Source organism: uncultured Caulobacter sp. (assembly GCF_937900395.1).
Taxonomy (GTDB): Bacteria; Pseudomonadota; Alphaproteobacteria; order Caulobacterales; family Caulobacteraceae; genus Caulobacter.
In genome coordinates this window covers 1-23,429 of record NZ_CALCDX010000042.1, presented here as the reverse complement: position 1 = coordinate 23,429, position 23,429 = coordinate 1, and the positions used below count along the sequence as shown (strand labels likewise).

At 69.0% G+C, this 23,429-nt stretch carries 23 protein-coding genes and 2 pseudogenes; 8 read left to right on the top strand and 17 right to left on the bottom strand.

Annotation, left to right across the window (positions count from 1 at the left end; all coding sequences use genetic code 11):
- The 4 genes from Q0379_RS03400 to Q0379_RS03385 all read right to left on the bottom strand — a co-directional run.
- Positions 1-459 (bottom strand): glycine--tRNA ligase subunit alpha (locus tag Q0379_RS03400; protein ID WP_299004260.1); only part of this gene is annotated, 459 nt, incomplete at its 3' end.
- 141 nt (positions 460-600) lie between these two features.
- Complete coding sequence (locus tag Q0379_RS03395) at positions 601-1,557, bottom strand: fasciclin domain-containing protein (protein WP_299004258.1); 957 nt, start codon at positions 1,555-1,557, stop codon at positions 601-603.
- An 84-nt stretch (positions 1,558-1,641) separates the two neighbouring features.
- Positions 1,642-1,992, bottom strand: a complete 351-nt coding sequence (locus tag Q0379_RS03390; RefSeq protein ID WP_066686973.1) for a DMT family protein — start codon at positions 1,990-1,992, stop codon at positions 1,642-1,644.
- Between the two features lie 79 nt (positions 1,993-2,071).
- Positions 2,072-2,251 (bottom strand): hypothetical protein, encoded by a 180-nt coding sequence (locus Q0379_RS03385; RefSeq protein WP_299004255.1) that lies wholly within the window; start codon positions 2,249-2,251, stop codon positions 2,072-2,074.
- Positions 2,252-2,320: 69 nt separating this feature from the next.
- On the opposite strand from Q0379_RS03385, the gene Q0379_RS03380 reads away from it, so the two are divergent.
- From Q0379_RS03380 to Q0379_RS03370, 3 genes are all read left to right on the top strand, one after another.
- The gene (locus Q0379_RS03380; protein WP_004623580.1) at positions 2,321-2,659 is read left to right on the top strand and encodes a P-II family nitrogen regulator; all 339 of its coding nucleotides are present in this window, start codon (positions 2,321-2,323) and stop codon (positions 2,657-2,659) included.
- Between the two features lie 22 nt (positions 2,660-2,681).
- On the top strand, positions 2,682-4,217 hold the full coding sequence (locus Q0379_RS03375) for an ammonium transporter (RefSeq protein ID WP_299004253.1): 1,536 nt from the start codon (positions 2,682-2,684) through the stop codon (positions 4,215-4,217).
- A 217-nt stretch (positions 4,218-4,434) separates the two neighbouring features.
- Positions 4,435-5,238 carry a lipid II flippase Amj family protein gene (locus Q0379_RS03370; RefSeq protein ID WP_299004251.1) on the top strand — a complete coding sequence of 268 codons (804 nt, stop codon included), beginning with the start codon at positions 4,435-4,437 and terminating at the stop codon, positions 5,236-5,238.
- Here the strand turns inward: Q0379_RS03370 and Q0379_RS03365 are convergent.
- The 4 genes from Q0379_RS03365 to Q0379_RS03350 all read right to left on the bottom strand — a co-directional run bounded on the left by Q0379_RS03365 (position 5,235) and on the right by Q0379_RS03350 (position 10,291).
- Entirely contained in the window at positions 5,235-5,870 is a 636-nt protein-coding gene (locus Q0379_RS03365) for a peptidylprolyl isomerase (protein ID WP_299004248.1), read from the bottom strand. The two genes, Q0379_RS03370 and Q0379_RS03365, sit on opposite strands and share 4 nt — an antisense overlap.
- Positions 5,871-5,882: 12 nt before the next feature.
- A complete protein-coding gene (locus tag Q0379_RS03360; RefSeq protein ID WP_299004246.1) occupies positions 5,883-6,755 on the bottom strand; it encodes a 4-(cytidine 5'-diphospho)-2-C-methyl-D-erythritol kinase in 873 nt (290 codons plus the stop codon).
- 42 nt (positions 6,756-6,797) lie between these two features.
- Complete coding sequence (locus tag Q0379_RS03355) at positions 6,798-8,531, bottom strand: tetratricopeptide repeat protein (RefSeq protein WP_299004244.1); 1,734 nt, start codon at positions 8,529-8,531, stop codon at positions 6,798-6,800.
- An 89-nt stretch (positions 8,532-8,620) separates the two neighbouring features.
- Positions 8,621-10,291 (bottom strand): electron transfer flavoprotein-ubiquinone oxidoreductase, encoded by a 1,671-nt coding sequence (locus Q0379_RS03350; protein WP_299004242.1) that lies wholly within the window; start codon positions 10,289-10,291, stop codon positions 8,621-8,623.
- A gap of 211 nt (positions 10,292-10,502) precedes the next feature.
- Here Q0379_RS03350 and Q0379_RS03345 point away from each other — a divergent pair, with 211 nt between their 5' ends.
- Both Q0379_RS03345 and Q0379_RS03340 read left to right on the top strand, forming a co-directional pair.
- On the top strand, positions 10,503-11,321 hold the full coding sequence (locus Q0379_RS03345) for a uracil-DNA glycosylase (protein ID WP_299004240.1): 819 nt from the start codon (positions 10,503-10,505) through the stop codon (positions 11,319-11,321).
- Between the two features lie 54 nt (positions 11,322-11,375).
- Positions 11,376-12,974 carry a lytic transglycosylase domain-containing protein gene (locus Q0379_RS03340; protein WP_299004238.1) on the top strand — a complete coding sequence of 533 codons (1,599 nt, stop codon included), beginning with the start codon at positions 11,376-11,378 and terminating at the stop codon, positions 12,972-12,974.
- Positions 12,975-13,124: 150 nt separating this feature from the next.
- On the opposite strand, the gene Q0379_RS03335 is transcribed toward Q0379_RS03340, so the two are convergent.
- From Q0379_RS03335 to Q0379_RS03300, 8 genes are all read right to left on the bottom strand, one after another.
- Positions 13,125-13,586, bottom strand: a complete 462-nt coding sequence (locus Q0379_RS03335; protein WP_299004236.1) for a cell wall biosynthesis glycosyltransferase — start codon at positions 13,584-13,586, stop codon at positions 13,125-13,127.
- Positions 13,587-13,815: 229 nt separating this feature from the next.
- Positions 13,816-14,901: a PA0069 family radical SAM protein gene (locus Q0379_RS03330; protein ID WP_299004234.1), complete on the bottom strand. Its 1,086-nt coding sequence runs from the start codon at positions 14,899-14,901 to the stop codon at positions 13,816-13,818.
- Positions 14,902-14,941: 40 nt separating this feature from the next.
- Positions 14,942-15,463, bottom strand: coding sequence for a nicotinamide-nucleotide amidohydrolase family protein (locus Q0379_RS03325; RefSeq protein ID WP_299004232.1), 522 nt, complete (start codon positions 15,461-15,463; stop codon positions 14,942-14,944).
- Position 15,464: 1 nt separating this feature from the next.
- Positions 15,465-15,692, bottom strand: coding sequence for a hypothetical protein (locus tag Q0379_RS03320; RefSeq protein WP_299004230.1), 228 nt, complete (start codon positions 15,690-15,692; stop codon positions 15,465-15,467).
- A gap of 117 nt (positions 15,693-15,809) precedes the next feature.
- Entirely contained in the window at positions 15,810-17,075 is a 1,266-nt protein-coding gene (locus Q0379_RS03315; protein WP_299004228.1) for an RNA polymerase sigma factor, read from the bottom strand.
- Positions 17,072-17,443, bottom strand: coding sequence for a YciI family protein (locus Q0379_RS03310; RefSeq protein WP_299004226.1), 372 nt, complete (start codon positions 17,441-17,443; stop codon positions 17,072-17,074). Before Q0379_RS03310 ends, Q0379_RS03315 begins: the two co-directional genes overlap by 4 nt.
- A 20-nt stretch (positions 17,444-17,463) precedes the next feature.
- Positions 17,464-18,513, bottom strand: coding sequence for an acyltransferase (locus Q0379_RS03305; protein ID WP_299004224.1), 1,050 nt, complete (start codon positions 18,511-18,513; stop codon positions 17,464-17,466).
- A 66-nt stretch (positions 18,514-18,579) separates the two neighbouring features.
- Positions 18,580-19,830, bottom strand: a complete 1,251-nt coding sequence (locus tag Q0379_RS03300; RefSeq protein ID WP_299004222.1) for a class I SAM-dependent RNA methyltransferase — start codon at positions 19,828-19,830, stop codon at positions 18,580-18,582.
- Between the two features lie 157 nt (positions 19,831-19,987).
- Between Q0379_RS03300 and Q0379_RS03295 the strand changes: the two genes are divergently transcribed.
- Positions 19,988-20,611, top strand: coding sequence for a hypothetical protein (locus tag Q0379_RS03295; protein WP_299004220.1), 624 nt, complete (start codon positions 19,988-19,990; stop codon positions 20,609-20,611).
- Positions 20,612-20,670: 59 nt separating this feature from the next.
- On the opposite strand, the gene Q0379_RS03290 is transcribed toward Q0379_RS03295, so the two are convergent.
- Positions 20,671-21,402 (bottom strand): TlyA family RNA methyltransferase, encoded by a 732-nt coding sequence (locus tag Q0379_RS03290; RefSeq protein WP_299004218.1) that lies wholly within the window; start codon positions 21,400-21,402, stop codon positions 20,671-20,673.
- Positions 21,403-21,520: 118 nt separating this feature from the next.
- Between Q0379_RS03290 and Q0379_RS03285 the strand changes: the two are divergent.
- Both Q0379_RS03285 and Q0379_RS03280 read left to right on the top strand, forming a co-directional pair.
- Positions 21,521-22,864: pseudogene (locus Q0379_RS03285) on the top strand (amidase family protein); the annotation flags it as partial.
- Positions 22,865-23,055: 191 nt separating this feature from the next.
- Positions 23,056-23,429, top strand: a pseudogene (locus Q0379_RS03280) (hypothetical protein); the annotation flags it as partial.

Here is a 23,429-nt window from a genome sequence, read left to right as displayed (position 1 = left end):
GCCGCCGACCTGCTGGAAGTAGGTGTACTGGCTGACTTCCATGCCATCGCACCAGACTTCCCAGCCCAGGCCCCAGGCGCCGACGGTCGGGTTCTCCCAGTCGTCCTCGACGAAGCGGATGTCGTGGGTGCGCAGGTCCAGGCCGATCGCTTCCAGCGAGCCGAGATAAAGGTCCTGCATGTTCTCGGGGTTCGGCTTCAGGATGACCTGGTATTGATAATAGTGCTGCAGGCGGTTGGGGTTCTCGCCGTAGCGGCCATCGCCCGGACGGCGCGAGGGCTGCACATAGGCCGCGTTCCAGGGCTTGGGGCCCAGGGCGCGCAGCACGGTGGCCGGGTGCAGGGTCCCCGCCCCCACCTCGACGTCGTGCGGCTGCAGGATCACGCAGCCCTGCCGGCTCCAATAGTCATGGAGCGTCAGGATCAGGCTTTGGAAGGACTTGGGTTTTTCGCGCGACATCAATCGAAGCAGGCCTAGAAAAAAGTCGGCGGACCATAGGGCCCGCCGACCGGTGCTTCAAGCGATGTCCGGAGCGCGTCAGGCGAAAGTGTGAACGGTTTCGCCGCCCGACGCGCGACCAGCAAGAAATCTTGGAAAGCCTCAGTTGCCCTTGGGCGCGGTGCGCTTGCCCGCGTTCGACATCGGCTTGCCGTACTTGGCGCGGTTTTCGGGGGTGTCGGCGACCGGGCCGTTGGAGACGACGTTCGGATCCCCCGCCTTCAGCGAGGCCTGGGCGTCCGGCGACTGCGACGAGCTCGGCACGACGCCCGAAGCGCTGACGCCGGCGGCCGGAGCGGCCATGGCCGAGGGCGAAGCGGCCGGATCGGCGGCCATGTCGGTGGCGGTCGACGGCGTCGCCGGGGTCGGGTTGGTGGAAGTGGTCGAGGCGCTCGGGACCTGGACGCCAGCCTGCTCGGGCGGAGCCGGCGGCGAAACCTGCTCGTTGGCCGCGACGTTCATCGTCGCGCCGGCGTCGGTGGCGGCGGAGGCGGAAGCGGCTTGCAGGCCCGGCACGTCCTTGGGCAGCAGCACCTTGTCGACGACGTGCAGCACGCCGTTGGAGGCCATCACGTCGGCCTGGACGATGTTGGCGCCGTCGACCATCGGCGTCGCGCCGCTGCCGTCCAGCATCAGGGGCGAGCCCTCGACGCTCTTCACCTCGCCCTTGGCGCCCTTGATCTTGCTGGAGTCCACCTTGGCGTTGATCAGGTGGTAGGTCAGGACCTTCTGCAGCAGCGGGCCGTTGTCCGGCGCCATCAGCTTGTCGAGCTCGCCGGCCGGCAGGGCCGCGAAGGCCGCGTCGGTCGGGGCGAACAGGGTCAGGTTCTGGTTGGTCTTCAGGACGCTGGTCAGGTTCACCGACGAAACGGCCTTCAGGAAGGTGCTGAACTGGCCCGAGGCCTGGGCGGTCTGGATCAGGTCGCCCTTGGCGACGACCGGCGCGGCGGCCGCGGGCGCCTGCGCGGCGGGCGCCGCGGTGTCGGCGGTTTGGGCATGAGCCGCGCCGGCCATCAGGGCGATCGCGGCGGCGGCGGTCAGAAGGCGCTTGGTGGTCATGGTCGAGTTCCTTTCGGTTCGAGCGGTTTACGCCCAAGCCTCGGACTCGGTTCCAGGATCACGCGGTCGTGACCAGCTTGGCTGTTACTTGAAGAAGAACACCATCGCCGCGCCACAGACGATCAGCCCGAAGCCGACCATCGTCGTCCACTTGATCGGCTCCCCCAGATAGAAATACGAGAACAGCGTGAAGACGATCAGGGTGATCGCCTCTTGCCCCGTCTTGAGCTGAGCCGTGGAATACATGCCGCTGCCGATCCGGTTCGCCGGCACCGCCAGCATGTACTCCGGAAGCGCGATCAGCCAGCTGGACAAGATCGCCACCGGCAAGGCCAGGCTCTTGTGCTTCAGGTGACCGTACCAGGCGAAGGTCATGAAGATGTTGGACGCCACCAGCATCAGCCAAGGCGCGATCTTCAGGACGATGGTCGGCATGCGGGCGGTCTCCGAAGCGGGTCCATGGGAAGCGCCGCACCCTAGGACAAGTGGCGTCGCCCGCGCCAGGGCCGTCCCGTCAGACAAAAACGCCGTTTTCTGGCGCAGCCGGATCGCCCATCGCCCAAAAATTAGGCGCCTCGGTCAATTCCTTTCCGAAACCTTTTCCCCGCGCGCCTTCACGGAACCGTCGCCGATAGCGTGGCCGGGCCGGGGAAAACGACGCGGCGCGTGAGTGCGCGGCGTCGGCGGTGATCACACCGGGGGCGATCTCGCTTCCCACAACCAAGCAAACAAGCCCGCGTCGCGGCGGGCCGGAGCAAGGCGGATGAAACTGATCATAGCGGTCGTCAAACCCTTCAAGCTGGACGAGGTGCGCGAAGCGCTCGTCGCCGCCGGCGTCGAAGGTCTGACGGTGTCGGAAGTGAAGGGCTACGGCCGCCAGAAGGGCCAGACGGAAATCTACCGGGGCGCCGAGTACCAGGTGAATTTCGTGCCGAAGGTGAAGCTGGAAGCGGTCGTCGATGACGCGTCCGCCGCCAAGGCGGTCGAGGCGGTTAAGGCCGCCGCCGCCACCGGCAAGATCGGCGACGGCAAGATCTTCGTCCTCAATGTCGAGGAAGCCGTCCGCATCCGCACCGGCGAAACCGGCTCGGCCGCGCTGTAATCGGGAACAAGGGGATACCGAGATGAAACTCACCTTCAAACCGCTGGCGGGGCTTATGCTCGCCGCGACCATCGCGGGGGCTCCGCTGGGGGCGACCGCCTTCGCCCAGGAGGCCGCGCCCGCGCCGGCCGCCGCGACCGCCGCTCCGGCCGAAGCCGCCCCGGCTCCGGCGCCCGCCGCCGCTCCGGCCGCCGCCGAGGCCCCCGCGCCCGCCATCGTCGACAAGAACGACAAGGGCGACAACGCGTGGATGCTCACCTCGGCCCTGCTGGTTCTGCTGATGATCCTGCCGGGCCTTGCGCTGTTCTACGGCGGCCTGGTGCGCGCCAAGAACATGCTGTCGGTCATGATGCAGGTCTCGACCGTCGCCCTGATCGGCTTCGTGGCCTGGATGCTGTGGGGCTACAGCTTCGCCTTCACCGACGGCGGCGGCCTCGACAAGTTTGTCGGCGGCTTTGGCCGAATCTTCCTGAAGGACGTGACCCCGGCCAGCAACGTCGCGACGTTCTCGACCGGCGTGGTGATCCCGGAACTGACCTTCATCGCCTTCCAATCGACCTTCGCGGCCATCACCGCCGCCCTCGTGGTCGGTTCGCTGGTCGAGCGCATGAAGTTCGCCGCCATCGTCGCCTTCGCCGTCCTGTGGCCGCTGCTGTCGTACTACCCGATGGCCCACATGGTCTGGTGGTGGCCCGGCCCGAACGCCATCGCCCTGGCCCCTGAGGATCCGGTCAAGTCGGGCCTGCTCTGGGGCTTTGGCGCCCTGGACTTCGCCGGCGGCACCGTCGTCCACATCAACGCCGGTATCGCCGCCCTGGTCGGCGCCCTGATCCTGGGCAAGCGCCAAGGCTACGGCAAGGAGCCGATGCCGCCGCACTCGCTGACCCTGACCCTGGTGGGCGCTGGCCTGCTGTGGGTGGGCTGGTTCGGCTTCAACGCCGGCTCGAACCTGGAGTCGAACGGCTACGCCTCGCTGGCCATGGTCAACACCTTCGTCGCCACCGCGGCCGCCGGCCTGTCGTGGATCATCGTCGAGTGGGCCACGCGCGGTAAGCCCTCGGCCCTGGGCCTGGCCTCGGGCATCGTCGCCGGCCTCGTGGCCGTCACCCCGGCCGCCGGCTTCGCCGGTCCGATGGGCGCCCTGATCCTGGGCCTGGTCGTCTCGCCGATCTGCATCGTCTTCTGCTCGGTCGTGAAGAACGCCCTGAAGTACGACGACAGCCTGGACGCCTTCGGCATCCACGGCATCGGCGGCATCGTCGGCGCCATCGGCACCGGCCTGCTGGTCAACCCCGCCTGGGGCGGCGCCGGCGTCGTCGACTACACCAGCTGCGGCAAGGACGGCGACCTCTCGACCTGCGACAGCGCCGTCTACGACATGGGCGTTCAACTGATGGCTCAACTGAAGGCCGTCGGCGTGACGATCATCTGGTCGGCCGTGGCCTCGGCCATCGTCTTCTTCGTGATCAAGCTGGTCATCGGCCTGCGCGCCTCGCCCGAGGCCGAGGAAGAAGGCCTGGACATCTCGGAACACGGCGAGCGCGCCTACCACAGCTAAGGCTGGCGTAGGTCCTCACCGAAGGGCGAAGGGCGCGGAGAGCGATCTCCGCGCCCTTTCTCTTTGCGACTCGCGCCGCCTTGGCCAAGCTGCGCCCGGCTGGAGCACTTTCCGATCCGACTGGATCGGTAAAATGCTCCAGCCCTTTGCTTTAACGCATTTTCTGACGACGAACCGGCGCCCACTTCGTCGGAAAACGCGCTCGACGGAGATCGCCATGGACGCCCAACTCTTCTTGCTCTGCGTCCTGACCTTCGTGATCCACCTGATCGGCGCGCTGGCCTATGCGGTGCGGATCGCGGGCGTGCGCACCCGCCGGATCGCCATGTCCTTCGCGCTGTTCAACGTGTTGGTGCTGCTGTCGCGCGCCTCGAACGCCTTCCAGGGCCCGTTCCTGTCGAAGCGGATCGAGAACGACCTCTCCGCCGGGACAGGAAGCCATCTGCTGGCGGACTTTCAGTGGCTGATGGCCAGCGCCAGCCTGGCGGCCCTGATCGGGGCTCTCGCCATCCCGACCGCCCAGCGCCTGTTCACTCGGGCGGTCGCCCACTTCCAGGTCCATCGCTCGGTCCCGAAGCTGCTGATGCACGCCTTCGCGAAGGGCGGGCTCTCGTACGTTCGGGACGCGGTCGCCCTGCCCTCGCCCGGCCATGTTCAGGCGCTGAAGCAGAAGATCGAGGTCCCGGCGCGCGTGATCGTGCTGAACGTCCTGGCCCAGGCCCTGCTGACGGTCGGGGTCTTCGCCTCGCTGTACGCCGGCTTTCTGGATCCGCAATTCCGGGTCACTGCGGTCAGCCTGTCGTCAGTCATCAACGGCGTGGCCACCATTCTGCTGTTCGTGCTGATCGACCCGGCGCTGTCGATCATGACCGACGACGTCATGGACGGCCGGGTCAGTGAGCCCGCCTTCCGCCGCGCCGTCGTCTGGTTCTCCGCCAGCCGGGTGGCGGGAACCCTGCTGGCCCAGGCCCTATTTCTGCCGGCCGCGATGCTCATCGCCGCCCTTGCGCGCCTGCTCTAGATCCGCCGCGCGCTGGTGATCGGCACGACCGGGTCCAGCATCTGGCCCTCCATCACCGGATTGGTCGCCTTGCCGGGCGTCGGCAGGTTCAGGATCTTGTGGACGATCTCCATGCCCTTGATCACCTGGCCGAAGGCGGCGAAGCCCAGGTTGTCGCCCTCGCCCGTGGGATTGGCGTCCAGATACGGCGCCTCGCCCACGCAGATGAAGAAGTCGGAGTCGCCCGAGCCCGGCTCCTTCCGCGCCAACGACACCGTGCCGTCCACGTGGCGCAGGCCCGTTTGGCTGGTGGGCTCATGGGCAATGGGCGGCAGCAGCTTCTTGGGATCGCCCTGCAGCCCGCCTTCGATCAGGCCGTAGTCCACCGGGCTCTTGGCCTTGGCCGAGCGCCAGAAGCTGGCGCCGTCATAGCGCTTCTCGTCGACATAGCGCAGGAAGTTGGCCGTGGTGAGCGGGGCCTGCTTGACCTTCAACGCGATGACGATCGGCCCCAGGCTCGTCTCCAGAGCCACCAGCACATCGCCCGGACCCGGCACGATCGGGGCGGGGGCGAGGTTCAGGATCTGCGCCGAGGCCAGGCCAGGCGCGGCGGTCATTCCGCCCAGGGCGGTGAGGACGTCACGGCGCTTCATCGGCGGTCTCTCCTAGCTCAAGCGGCAGCGCCGCACCCACCAGTCCGGGCGGACCGCCTCGATGCGTTCGGCCAGGGTCTCGGCCTCGATGTCGCCGGCGCAGAGCGCGAAACAGGTCGCGCCCGAGCCCGACATCCGGACCAGCAGACTTTCAGGCTGATCCCGCAGCACGTCCAGCGCCTCGCCGATCAGCGGCTGCAGGGAGACGGCAGGCGCCTCCAGGTCATTGCGGGTGGCGACGCCTAGCCAGGCGGCGGTCTCTTCGGCGGTTTCCAGCTCAGACGGAACGAACGGCCGCGCGGCCCCCTCCGGATGCACGGCCGCGTCATAGGCGCGATAGACGGCGCCAGTCGGCGACGGGACGCCCGGATTGACCAGCACCGCGTGCAGCGGCGGCAAGGCTGGCGCGGGGGACAGCACCTCCCCTCGCCCTTCGGCCATCAGCGCCGTGGCGCGGAAGCAAGCCGCGCCGTCGGCGCCCAGACTGGCGGCGAGCGGCTCCAGCGCATCGTCGGCGAGGCGCGGCGCCAGCGCGTCGCGAAGCAGCTTCAGCGCCGCGCCCGCGTCGCTGGAGCCGCCGCCCAGGCCCGCCGCGATCGGCAGGCGTTTGTCGAGGATCAGCCGGTACGGTGGGACCGGCCCACCCAGCTTGGCATGGAACGCCCGCGCGGCGCGCAGGACCAGATTGTCGTCGCCGGCCGGAATGCTCGCCCCGAACGGTCCCGTCGTCTCGAAGCCCGGCGCGTCGCTGGGCTGGATCATCACCTGATCGCCGACGTCCGCGAACACCATCAGGCTGGAAATGGGATGATAGCCCTCCGTGTCCGGCCCTCCGATGTGGAGGAACAGATTGACCTTGGCGGGCGCGAAGGCGGAAAGCCGCATGAATCTTCAAAGCTCGGTTGCGTAACGCGGCCGTGCGATAGCTCAGTTGTTGGCCACCGTCGACTTGACGATCGGCGCGGTCGCCGGACCCAGGCCGTTCTTCAGCTTGGCCTCGGCCTCGGCCTTCTGCTTGTCGTCGGGCTCAAGGCTCAGCACGCGGCGCCATTGGAACGTCGCCTCGATCTTGCGCCCCACCTGCCAGTAGGCGTCACCCAGGTGGCCGTTCACGTCGGGATCGCCCGGCTCCATCTCGACAGCGGCTTCCAGCTTCTCGACCGCGGTCTTGTAGTCGCCGAGCCGGTAATAGGCCCACCCCAGGGAATCGAGCATGGCCCCCGACTGCGGCCGCGCGTCGACCGCCTTCTGGACCATGGCCAAGGCCTCCTTCAGGTGCTGGCCGCGATCGATCCAGCTGTAGCCCAGGAAGTTCAGCAGTTCGGGCTCGTCCGGATTGAGCTTCAGCGCCGCCTGCAGATCGCGCTCGGCCTCCGGCCAGCGGCCGCCCTGCTCCAGCGACACCGCGCGCAGATACAGTAGCCGCCAATCGGGGGACCCAGACTCGTGGGCGATGATCGGATCGAGCACCGCGACGGACTCGTTCCATTGGCTGTTGGACCGCAGGAGATCCGCCAGCGCCACCTGGGCGTCGCGGTTATTCGGCGCGGCCGCGGCCGCCGCGCGGGCCACCTCCAGCGCCTTGGCCTTGTCGCCCAGGTCGTTCAGCGACCAGGCGGTCTTGGTCTGGGCGGTGACATAGTGCGTCGAGGTCGGCGCCACGTGCGCGAAGGCCTCGATCGCGCCCTTGGGGTCCTCGTTCTGGTTCATCAGGTCGCCCAGCAGCACCCAGGCCTCGTCGCGAACGGGATCGAGCCGCAGCGCCAGGCGCAGATAGGCCTGGGCGAACTGGATCTGGCGCTCGCCGGCGAAGGTGGCGGCGCAGGCGATCAAGCCCTCGGCCGCGCCCTGGCGGATGGTGGGCATGGGCGGCGGCGCGCCCTTGGCGGCGGCGCGGGCGCGGGCGCGCAACAGGCCGACATCGTTCGGCGCCGCGCGCAGAGCGCCATCGTACAAGGCCACGGCGTCTGCGTGACGCTTGCGACGCTCCAGGAACGCGCCGTAGTCCAGCGTGAAGATGCTGGCGGTCGTGGCGTTGCCGGTCAGCGCCTTGTAGTCGGTCTCGGCCTCGTCGTAACGCTTGGCGCGCTCGTACAGCCGCGCCTGGCCTTGCTGGCCGAAGAACTGCACCAGCTTGTCGTTGCGGAGAACCGGTTGGACCACCGCGCCTTCCTTGTCGCCAGCGAGGGCGGCGGCCCACGGGCCCAGCAGGGCAGCCGCTTGCTGATGGGGGAAGCCCGGCGGCGAGGTTTTCAGCAGCGTCTCGGCCGTCTTGCCGTCCCCGACCGCGATCGCCTCGACCACGCGGGTCAGCACGCTGAGCCGCTTGACCGCCTCGGGCGTGTCGGCGGCCGTCGGCGCCACCGCCGCGGCGCGCGTGATGTCGCCGGCCAGCAGCAGGGCCGTGAAGGCGCGCTCGCCGATCAAGCCGGGGTCGTCGTCCATGGAGGCGGCCGCGTCGAAATAGGTCGCCGCCTGCTTCGACTGTCCATCGCGCAGCGCCGCCTGGCCCGCCAGGAACTGGCCGTAGGAACTGCGGGTGTCGAACAGCGGCGAGCCCAAAGCGATCGGGCCCCGCATCGTGATCTCACGGGGTACGCTGGAGCAGGCGGCCACGGCGGCGACGGAAACGCAGGCGAGGAGGACTTTGATACGCGTCATGGCCGCACCCTCCGAGGTTTCGAGGCGGTCCGCAACAAAAAGCCTCCCGGTCCGGACCGGGAGGCTTTCGGGCGCTTCAGGCGCGCCGCTTACATGTTCGGATAGTTCGGCCCGCCGCCGCCCTCCGGCGTCGTCCAGACGATGTTCTGCGACGGATCCTTGATGTCGCAGGTTTTGCAGTGGACGCAGTTCTGGGCGTTGATCTGGAAGCGCGGATCGCCGCCCTGTTCGTTGTAGAGCACCTCGTAGACGCCGGCCGGGCAGTAGAGGCGCGCCGGCTCGCCGTACTTGGGCAGGTTCACCGCGATCGGGATCGACGGGTCCTTCAGCTTCAGGTGCGCCGGCTGGTCTTCCTCGTGGTTGGTGGCCGACAGGAACACGCTCGACAGCTTGTCGAAGCTGATCACGCCGTCAGGCTTGGGATAGACGATCGGCTTGTAGTCCTTGGCCAGCCCGGTCGAAGCCGCATCGGTCTTGTCGTGCTTCATCGTGCCGAAGAACGAGAAGCCGAACAGGTGGTTGGTCCACATGTCCAGCATGCCGAACGCGCCGCCCAGGGCGGTGCCGAACTTGCCCAGCAGCGGCTTGGCGTTGCGGACGACCTTCAGTTCCTTGGCCACCCACGAGGTCTCATAGGACGCTTGGTAGGCCGTCAGCTCGTCGCTGGCGCGGCCGGCCTGAACCGCCTCGAACGCGGCCTCGGCGGCCAGAATGCCGGTCTTCACGGCGTTGTGGCTGCCCTTGATGCGCGGCACGTTGACGAAACCGGCCGAGCAGCCGATCAGCGCGCCGCCCGGGAAGGTCAGCTTCGGCACCGATTGGTAGCCGCCCTCGGTGATCGCGCGGGCCCCGTAGGCGATACGCTTGCCGCCTTCCAGGTGCGGACGCACGGTCGGATGCTGCTTGAAGCGCTGGAACTCGTCGAACGGCGACAGCCAGGGGTTCTTGTAGTTCAGGTGCACGACGTAGCCGATGGCCACGTAGTTGTCCCCGAAGTGGTACATGAAGCTGCCGCCGCCGGTCTTGTTGTCCAGCGGCCAGCCGGTGGTGTGCTCGGCCAGGCCCGGTTGGTGCTTCTCGGGCGGGACCTGCCACAGCTCCTTGATGCCGATGCCGTACTTCTGGGGCGACTTGCCCGCGTCGAGATTGAACTTGGCGATCAGCTGCTTGGCCAGCGAGCCGCGCACGCCCTCGGCGATGAAGACGTACTTGCCATGCAGTTCCATGCCCGGCTGGTAATCCGGCTTGTGATGGCCGTCCTTGGCGATGCCGACCACGCCGACGACGACGCCCTTGACCGAGCCGTCCTCGTTCCAGACCAGGTCCGAGGCCGCGAAGCCCGGATAGATCTCGACGCCCAGCTCCTCGGCCTTGGTCGCCAGCCAGCGGGTGAGGTTGGCCAGCGAGGCGATGTAGCAGCCGTGGTTGTGCATGAAGGGCGGCATGGCCCACATGGGCAGGGAAAGCTCACCCTGCGGCCCCAGCAGCTTGAAGCGGTCCTTGGTGACCGGCGTCTCAAGCGGCGCGCCCTCTTCCTTCCAGTTGGGGAACAGTTCGGCCAGGCCCTTGGGATCGATCACCGCGCCCGACAGGATGTGCGCGCCGACTTCCGAGCCCTTTTCCAGCAGGGCGACCGCAATGTCGGTCCCGGCCTTGGCGGCCATCTGCTTCAGGCGGATCGCGGCCGAGAGCCCCGCGGGACCGCCGCCGACGATCACGACGTCGTACTCCATCGACTCGCGTTCGAGGTCTTCGCTCATGGGTTCTCCCGGTTGGGCCCTGCGGCCCCTCTTATCACTGTTTGAATCACAGCTTATCCGTACCTGACGCTGAGGCGGTCAAGCGTCCGCCGCAATTTTTCGCTGCGCCGCAGCGTGGATAAGACCTCCCAACGCCAAGCGTTTCCAAATTCGGCGCGCGGTCGCGCCAAAAGCGCTGACTTTTTCGTGCGTCCCGCTTTATGACGGTGACATGAGCCCCGCCGTCGATCAACGCGCCGTCGAGAGCCTGCTGGCCTTCTGGGCCGATGCGGGCGTCGGGGCCTCGTACGCGGAGGCGCCAATCGACCGCCTGGCCGAGGGCGCGGCGATGCTGCGGGCCAAAAGCCAGCCCCCGCCGCCGCCTCCGCCGTCGCGTCCAGGCTTGGCCGCCGTGCGCGGCCCCGACGTTGGAACGGCGATCGCCGCCGCCAAGGCCGCCGCCGCCGCCTGCCAGGATCTCGAGAGCCTCGCCGCCGCCATCGCCGCCTTTGACGGCTGCCCGCTGAAGACCCAAGGCGCCAAGCAGGCGGTGTTCTCGCGGGGCGCCGCCAACGCGCCGCTGATGATCATCGGCGAAGGCCCGGGCGCCGACGAAGACGCCCAAGGCCAGCCGTTCGTCGGCCGCGCGGGCAAGCTTCTGGACCGCATGCTGAAGGCCGCCGGCCTGGAAGGCCGCGTGTTCATCACCAACACGGTCTTCTGGCGCCCCCCGGGCAACCGCACGCCCACCCCGCAGGAACAGGCCGTCTGCGCGCCGTTCGTCGAACGCGCCATCGCGCTGGTGAAGCCTAAAATGCTGCTGCTGGCCGGCGGCGCCTCGGCCAAGGCCATGCTGAAGCGCGACGAAGGCATCCTGTCGATGCGCGGCCGCTGGTTTGAGTGGCTGTCCGAGGACAAGGCCACCGAACTGCCCGCCATGCCGACGCTGCACCCGGCCTTCCTGCTGCGGACGCCCGCCCAGAAAAAGAAGGCGTGGCAAGACCTTCTGACATTAACCGAACGGCTTGATCGGCCCGAACGCCCCCACTAGAAGTTTCCCCCACCAGTTGAACGGGACGCGCGGCTTCGGGGGCGCGAATAGCTTTTGCAGCTTTGGACTCGCGCCCTGGCCGTCGTTTCGGCCTTCCTCCTGTGTTTCACGCTCGCGCACGCCAGCGCGCTCGAACCGTTGTCGCAGGACGACGCCCGCGCCTATCGCGCCGCCTTCGCCGCCACGGATCGCGGTGACTTCGACGCCGCCGAGGCGGCCTTCGCCAATGTTCGCGACCGCGGCCTGGCTGGACGGCTGGCCTTCGCCAAGCTGATGCATCCGACGCTGTATTCGGCCCGCTATGACGAGCTGGCCGGCTGGCTGGACCGCTATGGCGACGAAGCCGGCGCCGAGCGCGTCTACGCCCTGGCGGTCAAGCGCAAGCCCTCCGGCAAGCAGGTCGCGTCGCCGCTGGTCCCGGCGCTGTTCGTCGCCGGCGATCGCGGTCCGCCAGCCGCCGACAAGGGTCGGGCCGCGCGCGAGGCCTATTATTCCGGCGACGTCCGCCGCGCCTATGCCCTGGCCGTCGCCAGCGGCGAGCGCTGGATCGCGGGGCTCTCGGCCTATCGCCTGGGCCAGGCCAATCAGGCCCAGCGGTTCTTCGAGCAGGTCGCCGACGATCCCAAGCAGGACGAATGGATGCGCGCCGCCGGCGCCTTCTGGGCCGCCCGGGCGGCCAGCCAGGCCGGCGACGACGATCGCGCCCGTCAGCTGCTGGTCAAGGCCAGCGCCGCGCCGCACACCTTCTACGGCATGATCGCCACGCGGCAGCTGGCCTTGTCGGGCCTGACGGCGTCCGACGATCTCGAAGACCCGATCGCGGCCCTGATCACCCGCGCGTCCTACGCCGGGCCCGACAGCGCCTCGCTGGACCGTCTGCTGCGCACCGATCCGCGCGCCCACCGCGCCGCCGCCCTGGCCCAGATCGGCCGCTGGCGCGAGGCCGGCGAGGAGCTGCGCGCCGGCCTCTCCCTGGCCGACACCGAGACCCTGCGCGGCGACTGGACCACCCTGGCCCTGGCGCTCAACGCCAACGCCCCGCTGAACGCCGGCCGCCCGATGCGCCGTGTCGGCGGCGAGGACTATCCCCTGCCCGCGCTGGAGCCGATCGGCGGCTTCACGCTGGACAAGGCCCTGGTCTACGCCCTGGTGCGTCAGGAGAGCCGCTTCGATCCGATGGCGGTCTCCAACGCCGGCGCCGTGGGGTTGATGCAGGTGATGCCGGTGGCCGCCGCCCGCGCCGCCGGCGACGACAAGCTGCTGGCCGACACCACGCCGCTGTTCGATCCGGCCTTCAACCTGCGGGTCGGCCAGGACTATTTCACCTGGCTGATGGATCGCGGCCTGCAGAGCCCCGACATCCTCCGCGCCGTGGCCGCCTATAACGGTGGTCCAGGCACGCTGAACCGCACGCTCCAGCAGCTCGGCGCCGACTGCGACAGCCTGCTGCTGATCGAGAGCCTGCCGTTCCAGGAAACCCGCAACTACGTCGAGAAGGTGATGGCCAGCTACTGGACCTATCGCAAGCTGATGGGCGCCGAGACCCGCACGCTCGACGCCGTGGCCAGCGGCGCGCGGCTGGTCGACTTCCGCCTGGATCCCAAGGTGCAGCAGGTCACCTCGATCGGGGAGCTGGTGAGCGGCCTGCCCTAGCTCCTGGAACTCCGACCTCCCCGGCGAACGCCGGGGCCCAGATACAGACTGAGCGGTTGGCGTGGATGCGCCAGTCCGCGGCGCTAGACCTCGTACGCCGGGAATTCGATCTGGACCCCGGCATTCGCCGGGGAGGTCGGTGGAAAGGAGCTAGTAGGTCAGCCGCCTAGCTTTGAGAGTCTTGGCAAGCGCCCGCTCATCGCCCCCGTTCGCCGGCCAATCCAGGCGACGGAGTAGCACGCCGTGCAGACGCCGCGCCAGCAGCCCGCCCGGCGCGGCCAGGACCGCCGGAGCGCCGCCGCCGCCGCCGCCCGCCAAGTGCTTCTCGACAGGCTCGCGCCAACCCTCGCGCAGCGCCGGCGCCGCGCGCAGGGTCAGGATCCAGTCGCCGCGCGCAGCGCTCGCGCCTGCCGCAAAGGCGGCCGCGGCGTCGCCCTCGACCAGAACCAGCCGCGCGCCGCTATCCTCGACCAAGGCTTCGATGCCCAATGTCGATGCGCCCACCAGGATCACTTCCTTGACCAAACCATCGACGGCGGCGGGCACCAGCATGGCCATCTGGCCGGCCAGGCCCGGCAGGTCCTCGGAAGCGAGCAGCACGACGGAGATCATGACCCTGCTTCGCCACTGGGCGCCGCGCGGTCAAGCGGCAAAGCCCGGCTTGGGCCAGATCGACATTAACTCGCCTTCCTGGGCACAAAGCCCGGGCCCCATCGTTCCGCCGCCGTTGAACTCGACTAAAACGGTCTCAGGCTATCAGCGCTGATCATTCCCGACGTCGAAGCTCGCCACCCGCATGGGTCGCCCAGGAAGGCAAGGTTTCGCGTCTTGAATTCCCCGCCTAACCGAACAGGTCCATCTGCGCGCCGCCCAGGACGGGCCGCTTGAACTGGCTGCAGTCCAGCGGCGACCACGGCTGATCCAGGCCGAACTTCTTCACCGCCAGGTGGAAGCGCTGGCGCAGGACCTCGGCCACCGGCCCCTCCCCGGTCATTCGCTCGCCCCAGCCCGAGCGGTAGGTCTCGCCGCGCCGCACCTGACGCACCAAGGACATCACGCGGCGAGCGCGATCGGGATGGTCGGTTTCCAGCCACTCTTCGAACAGCTGGGCGATCTCGCGCGGCAGGCGCAGGGCCACATAGCCCGCCCCGCGCGCGCCGGCTTTCGCGGACGCCTCCAGCACCGCCTCGACCTCATGGTCGTTGAGCCCGGGAATGGCTGGCGCGAACATCACCGTCACCGGCACCCCGGCTTCGGTCAGCCGCCGCACCGCCTCGATGCGTTTGCCGGGCGTGGCCGCGCGGGGCTCCATGCTGCGGGCCAGCTTGCGGTCCAGTGTGGTGATCGAGATCGCCACCCGGGTCAGCTTCCGCTCGGCCAGCCGCGCATAGATGTCGAGATCGCGCAGGATCAGCGCCGACTTGGTGATGATCGTGAAGGGATGGCTGTAGCGCTCCAGCACCTCGATCACCTGCCGCGTCACCCGCAGCTGCTTCTCGTCGGGCTGATAGGGGTCGGTGTCGCCGCCGATGTGGATCGTCGCGGGCGTATAGCTGGCCTTGGCGAGCTCCTTCTCAAGCAACTCGCCCGCGTGCGGCTTGAAGAAGATCTTGCTTTCGAAGTCGAGCCCCGGCGACAGGCCCAGATAGGCATGGTTGGGCCGCGCATAGCAGTAGATGCAGCCATGGCTGCAGCCGCGATAGGGATTGATCGAGCGGTCGAAGCCGACGTCCGGGCTCTGGTTGCGGGCGATGATCGTCCGCGACTTCATGGCTTGCAGCTCGGTCTTCAGCTGCTTGGGCTCTTCCTCCTCGCCCCAGCCGTCATCGAAGGCCTCGCGCTCGAGCGACTCGAAACGTCCCGTCCGGTTTGACCGCGCGCCCCGCCCGCGCGGAGCCGCGCCCTTGATGTTGGTCGCCTGGGCCATGGCCCAATCATGTCACGAGAAAAGAACATTTCAAGAACATTTAGGCGGCAGCGAACCGATCGGCCGTTTCGAGCAGAAGCTGAAATCCCACCCGCAAGCTCTCGATTCTGACCGAGGTCCGGTCCGTATCGGCGAAGCGGCGCACGGCGTATTCCGGCTCGCGCCCCCGCACCGCCGTACCGAAATAGACGAGGCCGGGCTGGTCGTCGGGACCGCCCGGTCCGGCGAAGCCAGTGATCGACAAGGCAAGGTCGGCGTCGGACTCGGCCAGCGCGCCAGCCGCCATCGCTTTCGCCGCCTCCGGCGACACCGCGCCCACCGTCTTAAGGACATCCCAGGCGACGTCGAGCAAGGCGTGCTTGGCCTCGTCGGTATAGGTCACGAACCCTCGATCGAAGCCGTGCGAGTGACCCTCGACATCGGTCAGCACCGCGGCGGCCAGACCGCCCGTGCAACTCTCGGCCACAGCCACCTTCAGATCGCGATGACAGACCTCGGCCATCAAAGTCTCGGCCAGCGCATGAACATCCGCCGGCAAGCCCTTGGAAAAGGTCTCGATCACGTCAGGCCTTGTCCTTCTCCGCGTCGCCAGCCTCGAAATCGCGTTTGCGTTCCGGCGGTTGAGCGTGATGGACATCCGCCTCCCCGCCGCCGCCCGAGACCTGGCTGTGCCGGCTGTAGCGATCGGGATCGTCGCGATCCTTCACGGTGGGATCGGGCTGGGGCTTGTCGCGGTTCTCGTGGCTGGCGCCGGGGCCGCCCCAGCGCTTGTCGTCGGCCGATCGCGTCATGGCTTCCTCCTCTGGGTAGGGAGGAAACCCGGCGCGCGGCCGGCGAGTTCCTCTTCACGCCGAGCGGCAGGTTCTGGCGATCAAAAGACGAAGCAAGCTAGAGTTTCGGCCGGACGTTCAAGCTTCATTGGAGGTCTTCTCCGCCTCGGCGGTCAGGCGGTCGAGATAGCCTCGAATGCTCGCGGCCTCGGCGGCGGTGTTGGCCAGGGCGATGGCGCGGTCAAAGGCCTGGCGCGCTTCGAGGCGCCGTCCCGCCTGCAGCAGGAACGCGCCCCGCGCGCCGTGGTAGTGGAAATAGCCGTCCAGCCGCGCGCCCAGCGGCTCGACCATGGCCAGGGCGGCCTCGGGTCCCCGCACCTTCGCCGTCGCCACCGCGCGGTTCAGGGTCACCACCGGCGATGGCTGCATGATCTCCAGCGTGGCGTAGAGCTGGTCGATGCCGCGCCAGTCGGTGTCCTCCGGCCGGGCGGCCCGGGCATGCAGCGCGGCGATGGCGGCCTGGACCTGATAGGGGCCTGGAGCGCGCTTGAGCATGGCCTTGTCGATCAGGGCCAGCCCCTCCCCGATCATCTTGCCATTCCAGAGGCTTCGATCCTGATCCTCAAGCAGGATGGCGGTTCCGTCGGCGGCGAACCGCGCTTCCGCCCTAGCGTGCTGCAGCAGGAGCAAGGCGGTCAGGCCCATCATCTCCGGTTCGGCCGGGAACAGCCGCAGCAGCAGCCGCGCCAGACGGATCGCCTCGTCGCAGAGACCGCCCCTGGCCTCGCTCCCCCGGCCGCTGGCCGAATAGCCCTCGTTGAAGAGGAGGTAGATCATCGCCGCCACGGCCGCGAACCGCTGGGTGCGCTCGACTGGCCCCGGCGCCTCGAACGGCGCGTCGCCGCCGCCGATCCTGGCCTTGGCGCGGGTGATGCGCTGCTCCATGGCCGCCTCGCCGACCAGAAAGGCGCGGGCGATCTCGCGGACCGTGAGCCCCGAGACGATGCGCAGGGCCAGGGCGATCTGCTGGGTGGCCGGCAGGTCGGGATGGCAGCAGATGAAGAGCAACCGCAGAACATCGTCGCGGTAGTGAGAACCATCCAGGCGCTCGGCGGCCTCGGCCTCGGCGTCCTCCAAATCGGAGAGCAGTTCCTCAGGCGGCAGCGGCGCGTTGCGGCTGGTCTTGCGGACGGCGTCGATGGCGGCGTTGCGGCCGACCATGATCAGCCAGGCGGTCGGGTCACGCGGCGGACCGTTCTTGGGCCAGGCCTTCAGCGCGCGCAGGCAGGCGTCCTGGAACGCCTCCTCGGCCGCGTCCATGTCGCGGAAGTAGCGCAGCAGCGCCGCCATGGCCTGGGGCCGAGCCGCGACGACCGCGCCCTCGATCCAGGCCAGGTCGGTCATGCGCCGGCCTCGCCGGGGTTGAACAGCGCGATCGGCCGGATCTCGTAGGAGCCGCCTGGATTGGCCTTGCCCAGGTCCCTGGCGATCTCCAGCGCGCCGTCGAGAGAGTCGCAGTCGACGACGTAGAAGCCCAGGAGCTGCTCCTTGGTCTCGGCGAACGGGCCGTCCAGCACCAGCGGGGGATCGCGGTCCTTCCGCAGGGTGGTGGCCGCCGTGGTCGGCATCAGCCGAGCGACGGGCCCGAGCTTGCCCTCCCGCGCCAGGCGCTCCTGGACGGCGCCGAGCTTCTGCATGACCGCGTCTTCCTCGTCCTTGGACCAGGCCCAGACGACGTCTTCCTGATTGTAGCAGAGTATGGCGTAGAGCATCGCGCGGTCCTCGTTCTCCCCTAGGACGCGGGACTATGCCCACTTCCGACAGCCGGCCCAGGTTTTTCTAGCCAAGCCCGCAGGCGACGACGGACGGGCTCGTCATAGAGCTTCAGCACCGCCCAGGCCCCGCCGATGATGACCGGGATCGCCACCAGCGCAAACCCGATCGGATAGCCCTTGCCGCCGATCGCCCGGAAGCCGCGCAGCATCAGCTCCCAGCCCAACCAGTGCAGCGCGTAAAGAGGATAGGAGATCGCGCCCGACACCCGGCACAGCGTCCCCAACCCGCCCGTCGGATCCCGCGTTCCGGCCAGCACCACCAGCGGAAAGACGATGCTCATGCAGACCAAATCATAGAGCCAATTCAATGGCGTCCACGGAAAACTCATCACGGCCGCCAGCACGCCGGCCAGGGCCCAGACGGGCAGGCTCCAGGTCGTAAAGGCCTGGATGCGATAGCAGCCCCAGCCCAGCAGGAAGGCGAAGATGGTCCGCAGGAAGCTGATCACGAAGGTGCCGCGGTCCCAGCCCGTCAGCACCCCGCCCATGCCGTAGGCGACATAGGCCATGACCGGGATCAGCAGCACGATCATCAGCACATGCCCCAGGACGCCCAGCCGTCGGATGGGGAACCAGGCGGCGCCCACGGCGAGCTCGAAGAACAGCGACCAAGCCGGCGGATTCAAAGGGAAAAGCGGCGCGAAGCCGTCGTCGCTGGTCCAGACGCGCGGGATCATCAGCAGGCCGAGACCGAGCCAACCCGGCACCCGCTCGCGGTGCTGAATGATGACGGTCGCGCCCAGCAGCATGGTCAGGGCGATCAACGGCCACAGCCGGATCAGCCGCTGGCGCATGAAGCCCAGCCAGCCGATCTCGCGCCGGCCATAGGCGTGGGCCAGCACGAAGCCCGACAGGCAGAAGAAGAAGTCGACGGCGAGATAGCCGTGCGGGACCAGGCCATGCCGGCCGGTCCAGCCGCCGATGTGATAGAGCATGACGCCCACGGCCGCGACGCCGCGCAGGCCGTCCAGCGCCTCGAACCGTCGTCCCGCGTCGTCAGTTCGCAATCCGCCGCCCTCGCTCCCTGTCCTTGCTTAGCCGACGGGGCGACGGACGCAAACCAGGGCGCCGTGTCAGCGCGAGAAGACGCCGACCAGTTCGATGTGCGGCGACCAGACGAACTGGTCGACCGGCAGCACCTTCTCCAGCCGGAAGCCGGCGTCGACCAGGGCGCGGGCGTCCTTGGCGAAAGTGCCGGGATTGCACGACACGCCGATCACCTTGGCGACCTTGGACTTGGCGATTTCGACCGTCTGCTCGGCCGCGCCGGCGCGGGGCGGGTCGATGACCACGACATCGGTCTTGGCGAGCTCGGTGCTGAGCACCGGACGGCGGATCAAGTCGCGCGCCTCGGCCTGGATCGGCTTGAGGCCCGGCGTCGAACCGATGGCGGCCTTCAGCGCCTCGATCGCTGGCGCGCTCATCTCGGCGGCGTGCACCGCGCCGATCTCGGCCAGGCGGAAGGTGAAGGTGCCGACGCCGCAATAGAGGTCGGCCAGGCGACTGGCGCCCTGCGCCTCGGCGACGGCGAAGTCGACCATGGCGCGCTCGGCGGCGGGCACGGCCTGCAGGAAGGCGCCGGGCGGCAGGGCCACCACCGCCGGCCCCAGCTTCACCAGCGGCTGACGCGCGCCATAGACGGTCTCGCCGGCCATGGTGACGCGGGCGAAGTCGCCCTCGCTCGCCGCCATGGCCGCGCGCATGCGGGCGTCGGCCGACAGTCCGCCGCTCTTGCGCTCAACGCCGGTGACGTCGATGTCGAGGCCCGTGCCGGTCAGGGTCACGTGCAGGGTCGGGGCGGACTTCGGATGCTCCAGGAACGGCTCGGCCAGGCGCGCCAAGGCCGGCAAGGCGGCGACGAGGCGCGGATCGGTGACCGGGCATTCCTGGATGGGGACGAGGTTCCAGGAACGGCGCTCCTTGAAGCCCAGCAGCGCGCCGGCGCCCTTGGGACCTTTGCGGGCGTGTAGGGCGACGCGGCGGCGGGAGGCTGGCGGCGCGGCGAAGGTCGGCAGGATCTCGGTCTCAAGACCCTCCATCGACAGCTGGATCCGGATCTGCTCGGCCTTCCAGGCGCGATAGGGCTCGCCCGCCCAGTGCTGCAGGGCGCAGCCGCCGCAGGTCCCGAAATGGCGGCACGGCGGCGTCACGCGATCCGGGCTTGCGGATAGGATCTCGGCGACCTCGCCGCGCGCGCCCTCCATCTTGGCCAGCACCCGCTCGCCGGGCAGGGTCAGGGGCACGAACGCCGCGCCCTTGCCCTCCGCATTGCGGGAGAGGCCGTCGCCCTGGGCGCCGACCGCGTCGATCGTCAGTTCTCGCATTTCATATCCGTTTCGGCGCCGAGCACCGGCGCGCAGAGGCGTCCATACCGCGCGGAAGGGAAGCTGAACACCTCGCTCAGGCGCCGTTCATATTGGCCACGCCATAGCTTGGACAACGAACGGACCGGGGCCCGCCCCCAAATTGACAAGCTCTCTCATGACCATGACCGCCACCAAGAGCAGGACCACCAAGATGAAGACCGTTCTGGGCGTCACCTTCGCCCTCGTCTGCGGCGTTCTCACGCCGACCCTGGCCTCGGCCCAGGCCTATGGCTCGGGCGGCGCCTATTATGACCGCCAGGGCTATTACTACGACCCCTGCCAGCGCTCGACGACGCAGCGCGGTACGGGCGGCGGCCTGGCCGGCGCCGGCATCGGCGCGGCGATCGGCAGCGGCATCGCAGCCAAGGGCGCGCGCACCGAAGGCGCCGTGCTGGGCGGCCTGCTGGGCGCGGTGATCGGGACGAACGTCGGCAAGAACTCGGCCGCCTGCACCCCAGGTCGCGCTCCGCCGCCTCCCCCGCCGCCGGTGGCCTATAACGAACCGCCGCCCCCGCCGCCGTCCGCGTATGACGACGCCCGCCGAGACGCCGAACGCGACAGCTATTACGAGCGCAGCTACGAGCGCCACGAAGGCTATCGCGTGGCCGACCGCCCGAAGGCCGACATCAACGGCTGCACCCTGGCCGAAAGCCCGATCTATCTGCCGGACGGCCGCGTCCAGAAGCGCTTTGTGCGCGTCTGCCCCGACGCCAACGGCAAGTACCAGGTCGTCGACTAAACGACCGACCATCTTGTGGAAGACGATCGGCCGCTCCCTCGGGGGCGGCCGATTTCTTGTCAGCGTTTTGTCGCCCAGACGAGACGCTCGACCTGGCCCTCGCCTCCCGTGATCGGGCTTTCGGCGAGCCCTTTCACGGACCAGCCTGCGCTTTCAAGGAAGCTGACGATCTCGCGCTCGACACGGGCGATGACTTCCGGATCCTTGACCAGACCGCCCTTGCCGACATGCTCGCGGCCGGCTTCGAACTGCGGCTTGATCAGCGCCACGAGGTCGGCGCCCTGGGCGGCGAGATCCAGCGCCGCCGGCAGCGCCTTGGTCAGGGAGATGAAGCTGACGTCGCTGACCACCAGATCCGGCGGTGTCGGGATGCGGTCCGCGTCCAGAGCCCGCGCATCGACACCCGACAGGTCCGCGACGCGATCGTCGGCCTTCAGCTTGGCGTGAAGCTGGTCGCGTCCGACATCGACGGCGAACACCTTGGCCGCCCCGCGCGACAGCAGGACCTCGGTGAACCCGCCGGTCGAGGCGCCGACATCGACGGCCACCCGCCCCTCGACCGCGATCGGCCACAGGTCCAGCGCGCGGACCAGCTTCAGCGCCCCGCGTCCCACCCAGGGATGGGCGGCCTCGGCGACGATCTCGGCGTCCTCGTCGACGCTTTCCGAGGGCTTGGCGACGATCTTGCCAGCCACCGTCACACGCCCCGCCTCGACAGCCGCGCGAGCCTTGGCGCGGCTGTCGAAGACCCCTCGCTCGACGAGCAGCTGATCGATGCGCTTGCGGACCACGACGTATCCCCGAAACCGAAGGCCGCCGTGTAGCACGGGCTTGCGGCCAAGGTCTCTTCCGGGTCAACTTAACGACGATCACCGGCGCGAAAGACGCCGGCTCTTGGGAGAGAATTTCATGCGTTTCAGCCGTCGCGGCCTTCTGGCCGCCTCAGCCGCCATCGCGGCCGCGCCTTCAGCTTTCGCCAAGCCCAAGTCGTCCGCGGCTCCCGCGCCCTGGACGCCCGACGCCACCGAGCTGGCCGCCCGGGTCAGCCGCAAGGAAGTCAGCGCGGCCGAGCTGGTAGAAGCGGCGATCCAGCGGATCGAGACGCTGCAGCCGCAGGTCCAGGCCCTGGTCGCCTCGGACTTCGAGCGCGCGCTGGACAAGGCCAAGGCCGGCAAGCTCTCCGGACCGTTCGCGGGCGTGCCGTTCCTGGTCAAGGACCTGGACCCCTACAAGGGCCTGCCGACGCGCTATGGCACGCGCGTCAGCCTCGGCGCCAAGCCGGAGAAGGAGCAGACCGCCTATATCGACGCCTTCGACGCGGCGGGCCTGATCACCCTGGGCAAGTCGGCGACCCCGGAATACGGCTTCCTGCCGACGACCGAGCCGATGGGCTTCCTGCCCACGCGCAATCCCTGGAACGCCAAGCACTCGTCGGGCGGATCGTCCGGCGGCGCGGCCGCGGCCGTGGCGTCGGGCATGGTGGCGATCGCCCACGCCAGCGACGGCGGCGGCTCGATCCGCATCCCGTCGGCCAATTGCGGCCTGTTTGGCCTGAAGCCCTCGCGCGGCCGCATGATCCCGAACCGCCCCAGCAGCTGGGGCATCGACCTGTCGGTCTCGCACGTGCTGACCCACAGCGTCCGCGACTCGGCTGCGATGTTCGCCGCGACCGAGCGCACCGACGCGGCCGCGCCGTTCAAGCCGATCGGCGTGATCGGCCAGCCGCTGAAGAAGAAGCTGAAGATCGGCCTGGTGATGAACGGCGGCACGGGCCTCGCCCCGGATCCCGAGGTCAGCACCGCCATCGAGAACGCCGCCAAGCTGCTGAAGGACCTGGGACATCGGGTCGAACCGACCGCCCTGCCCGTCGACGGCGCGCAGTTTGGCCAGGACTTCACCGTGCTGTGGGCCAGCGGCGCGGCCGAGTTGGTGACCGGGGTCACCAAGGCCATGGGCCGCAAGCCCGACGCCACGGTGCTGGAACCCTTCACCCTGGGCATGGCCGAGCTGGTCGGCAAGCTGCCCAAGGACGCCCTGCCCGCCGCCATGAAGCGTCTGAACGCCATGATCGGCGCTTATGACGCCTGGCTGACCAAGTATGATGTCATCCTGTCGCCGGTGCTGGGCAAGCCGCCGGTCGAGCTGGGCTATGTCGCTGGCTGGGTTCCGTTCGAGGAGCTGCAGGCGCGGCTGATGGCCTATGTCGGCTACACCCCGGTCCAGAACGTCGCCGGCGCGCCGGCCATGGCGGTGGTGCATCCGACCGGGAGGCCGCCGGTGTTGGCGACGGCGGTGGCCAGGACATCCATCAGGGCGGACCGCGCCTCGCGACCGGCCCGGTACGCCCGCACCCGCTCGATCACCTCGGGCTCGCCGATGTAGCGGCCGAACTCGACGAGGCGATCCGTCTCCGTCCGGGAGCGAGCCGTGACGCGCAGCACCTCTTGAAGCCGGTCCAGCAACCCCTGATCTTCCTCGGGCGGCAGTTCGCCCAGGTCGGCCATCGAAACCGGAACCCTCAGCGCGCCCGCCAGTTGCCGGGCGAGCGGGCGGGCACGATGGCCGGCGCATCGCAGCAGGGGATACGCCTGTTCGAGCGCACCACGCGTACCGTGCAGCTCACGCTGGCGGGTGAGGTGTTTGCCGAGCAGGCGCGGTTCCTGCGCCACCAGATGGAGGAGACCGTGCGCCGCGTGCAGGAGGTGGCGCAGCTGCAGGTGGGTCGCATTGCGCTGGCGGCGCTGCCGTCGCTGGCGGCCGGGGCCGTGCCACGGGCCTTTGCCCGGTTTGCCGCGCAGCACCCGGGTGCGCAGGCGCG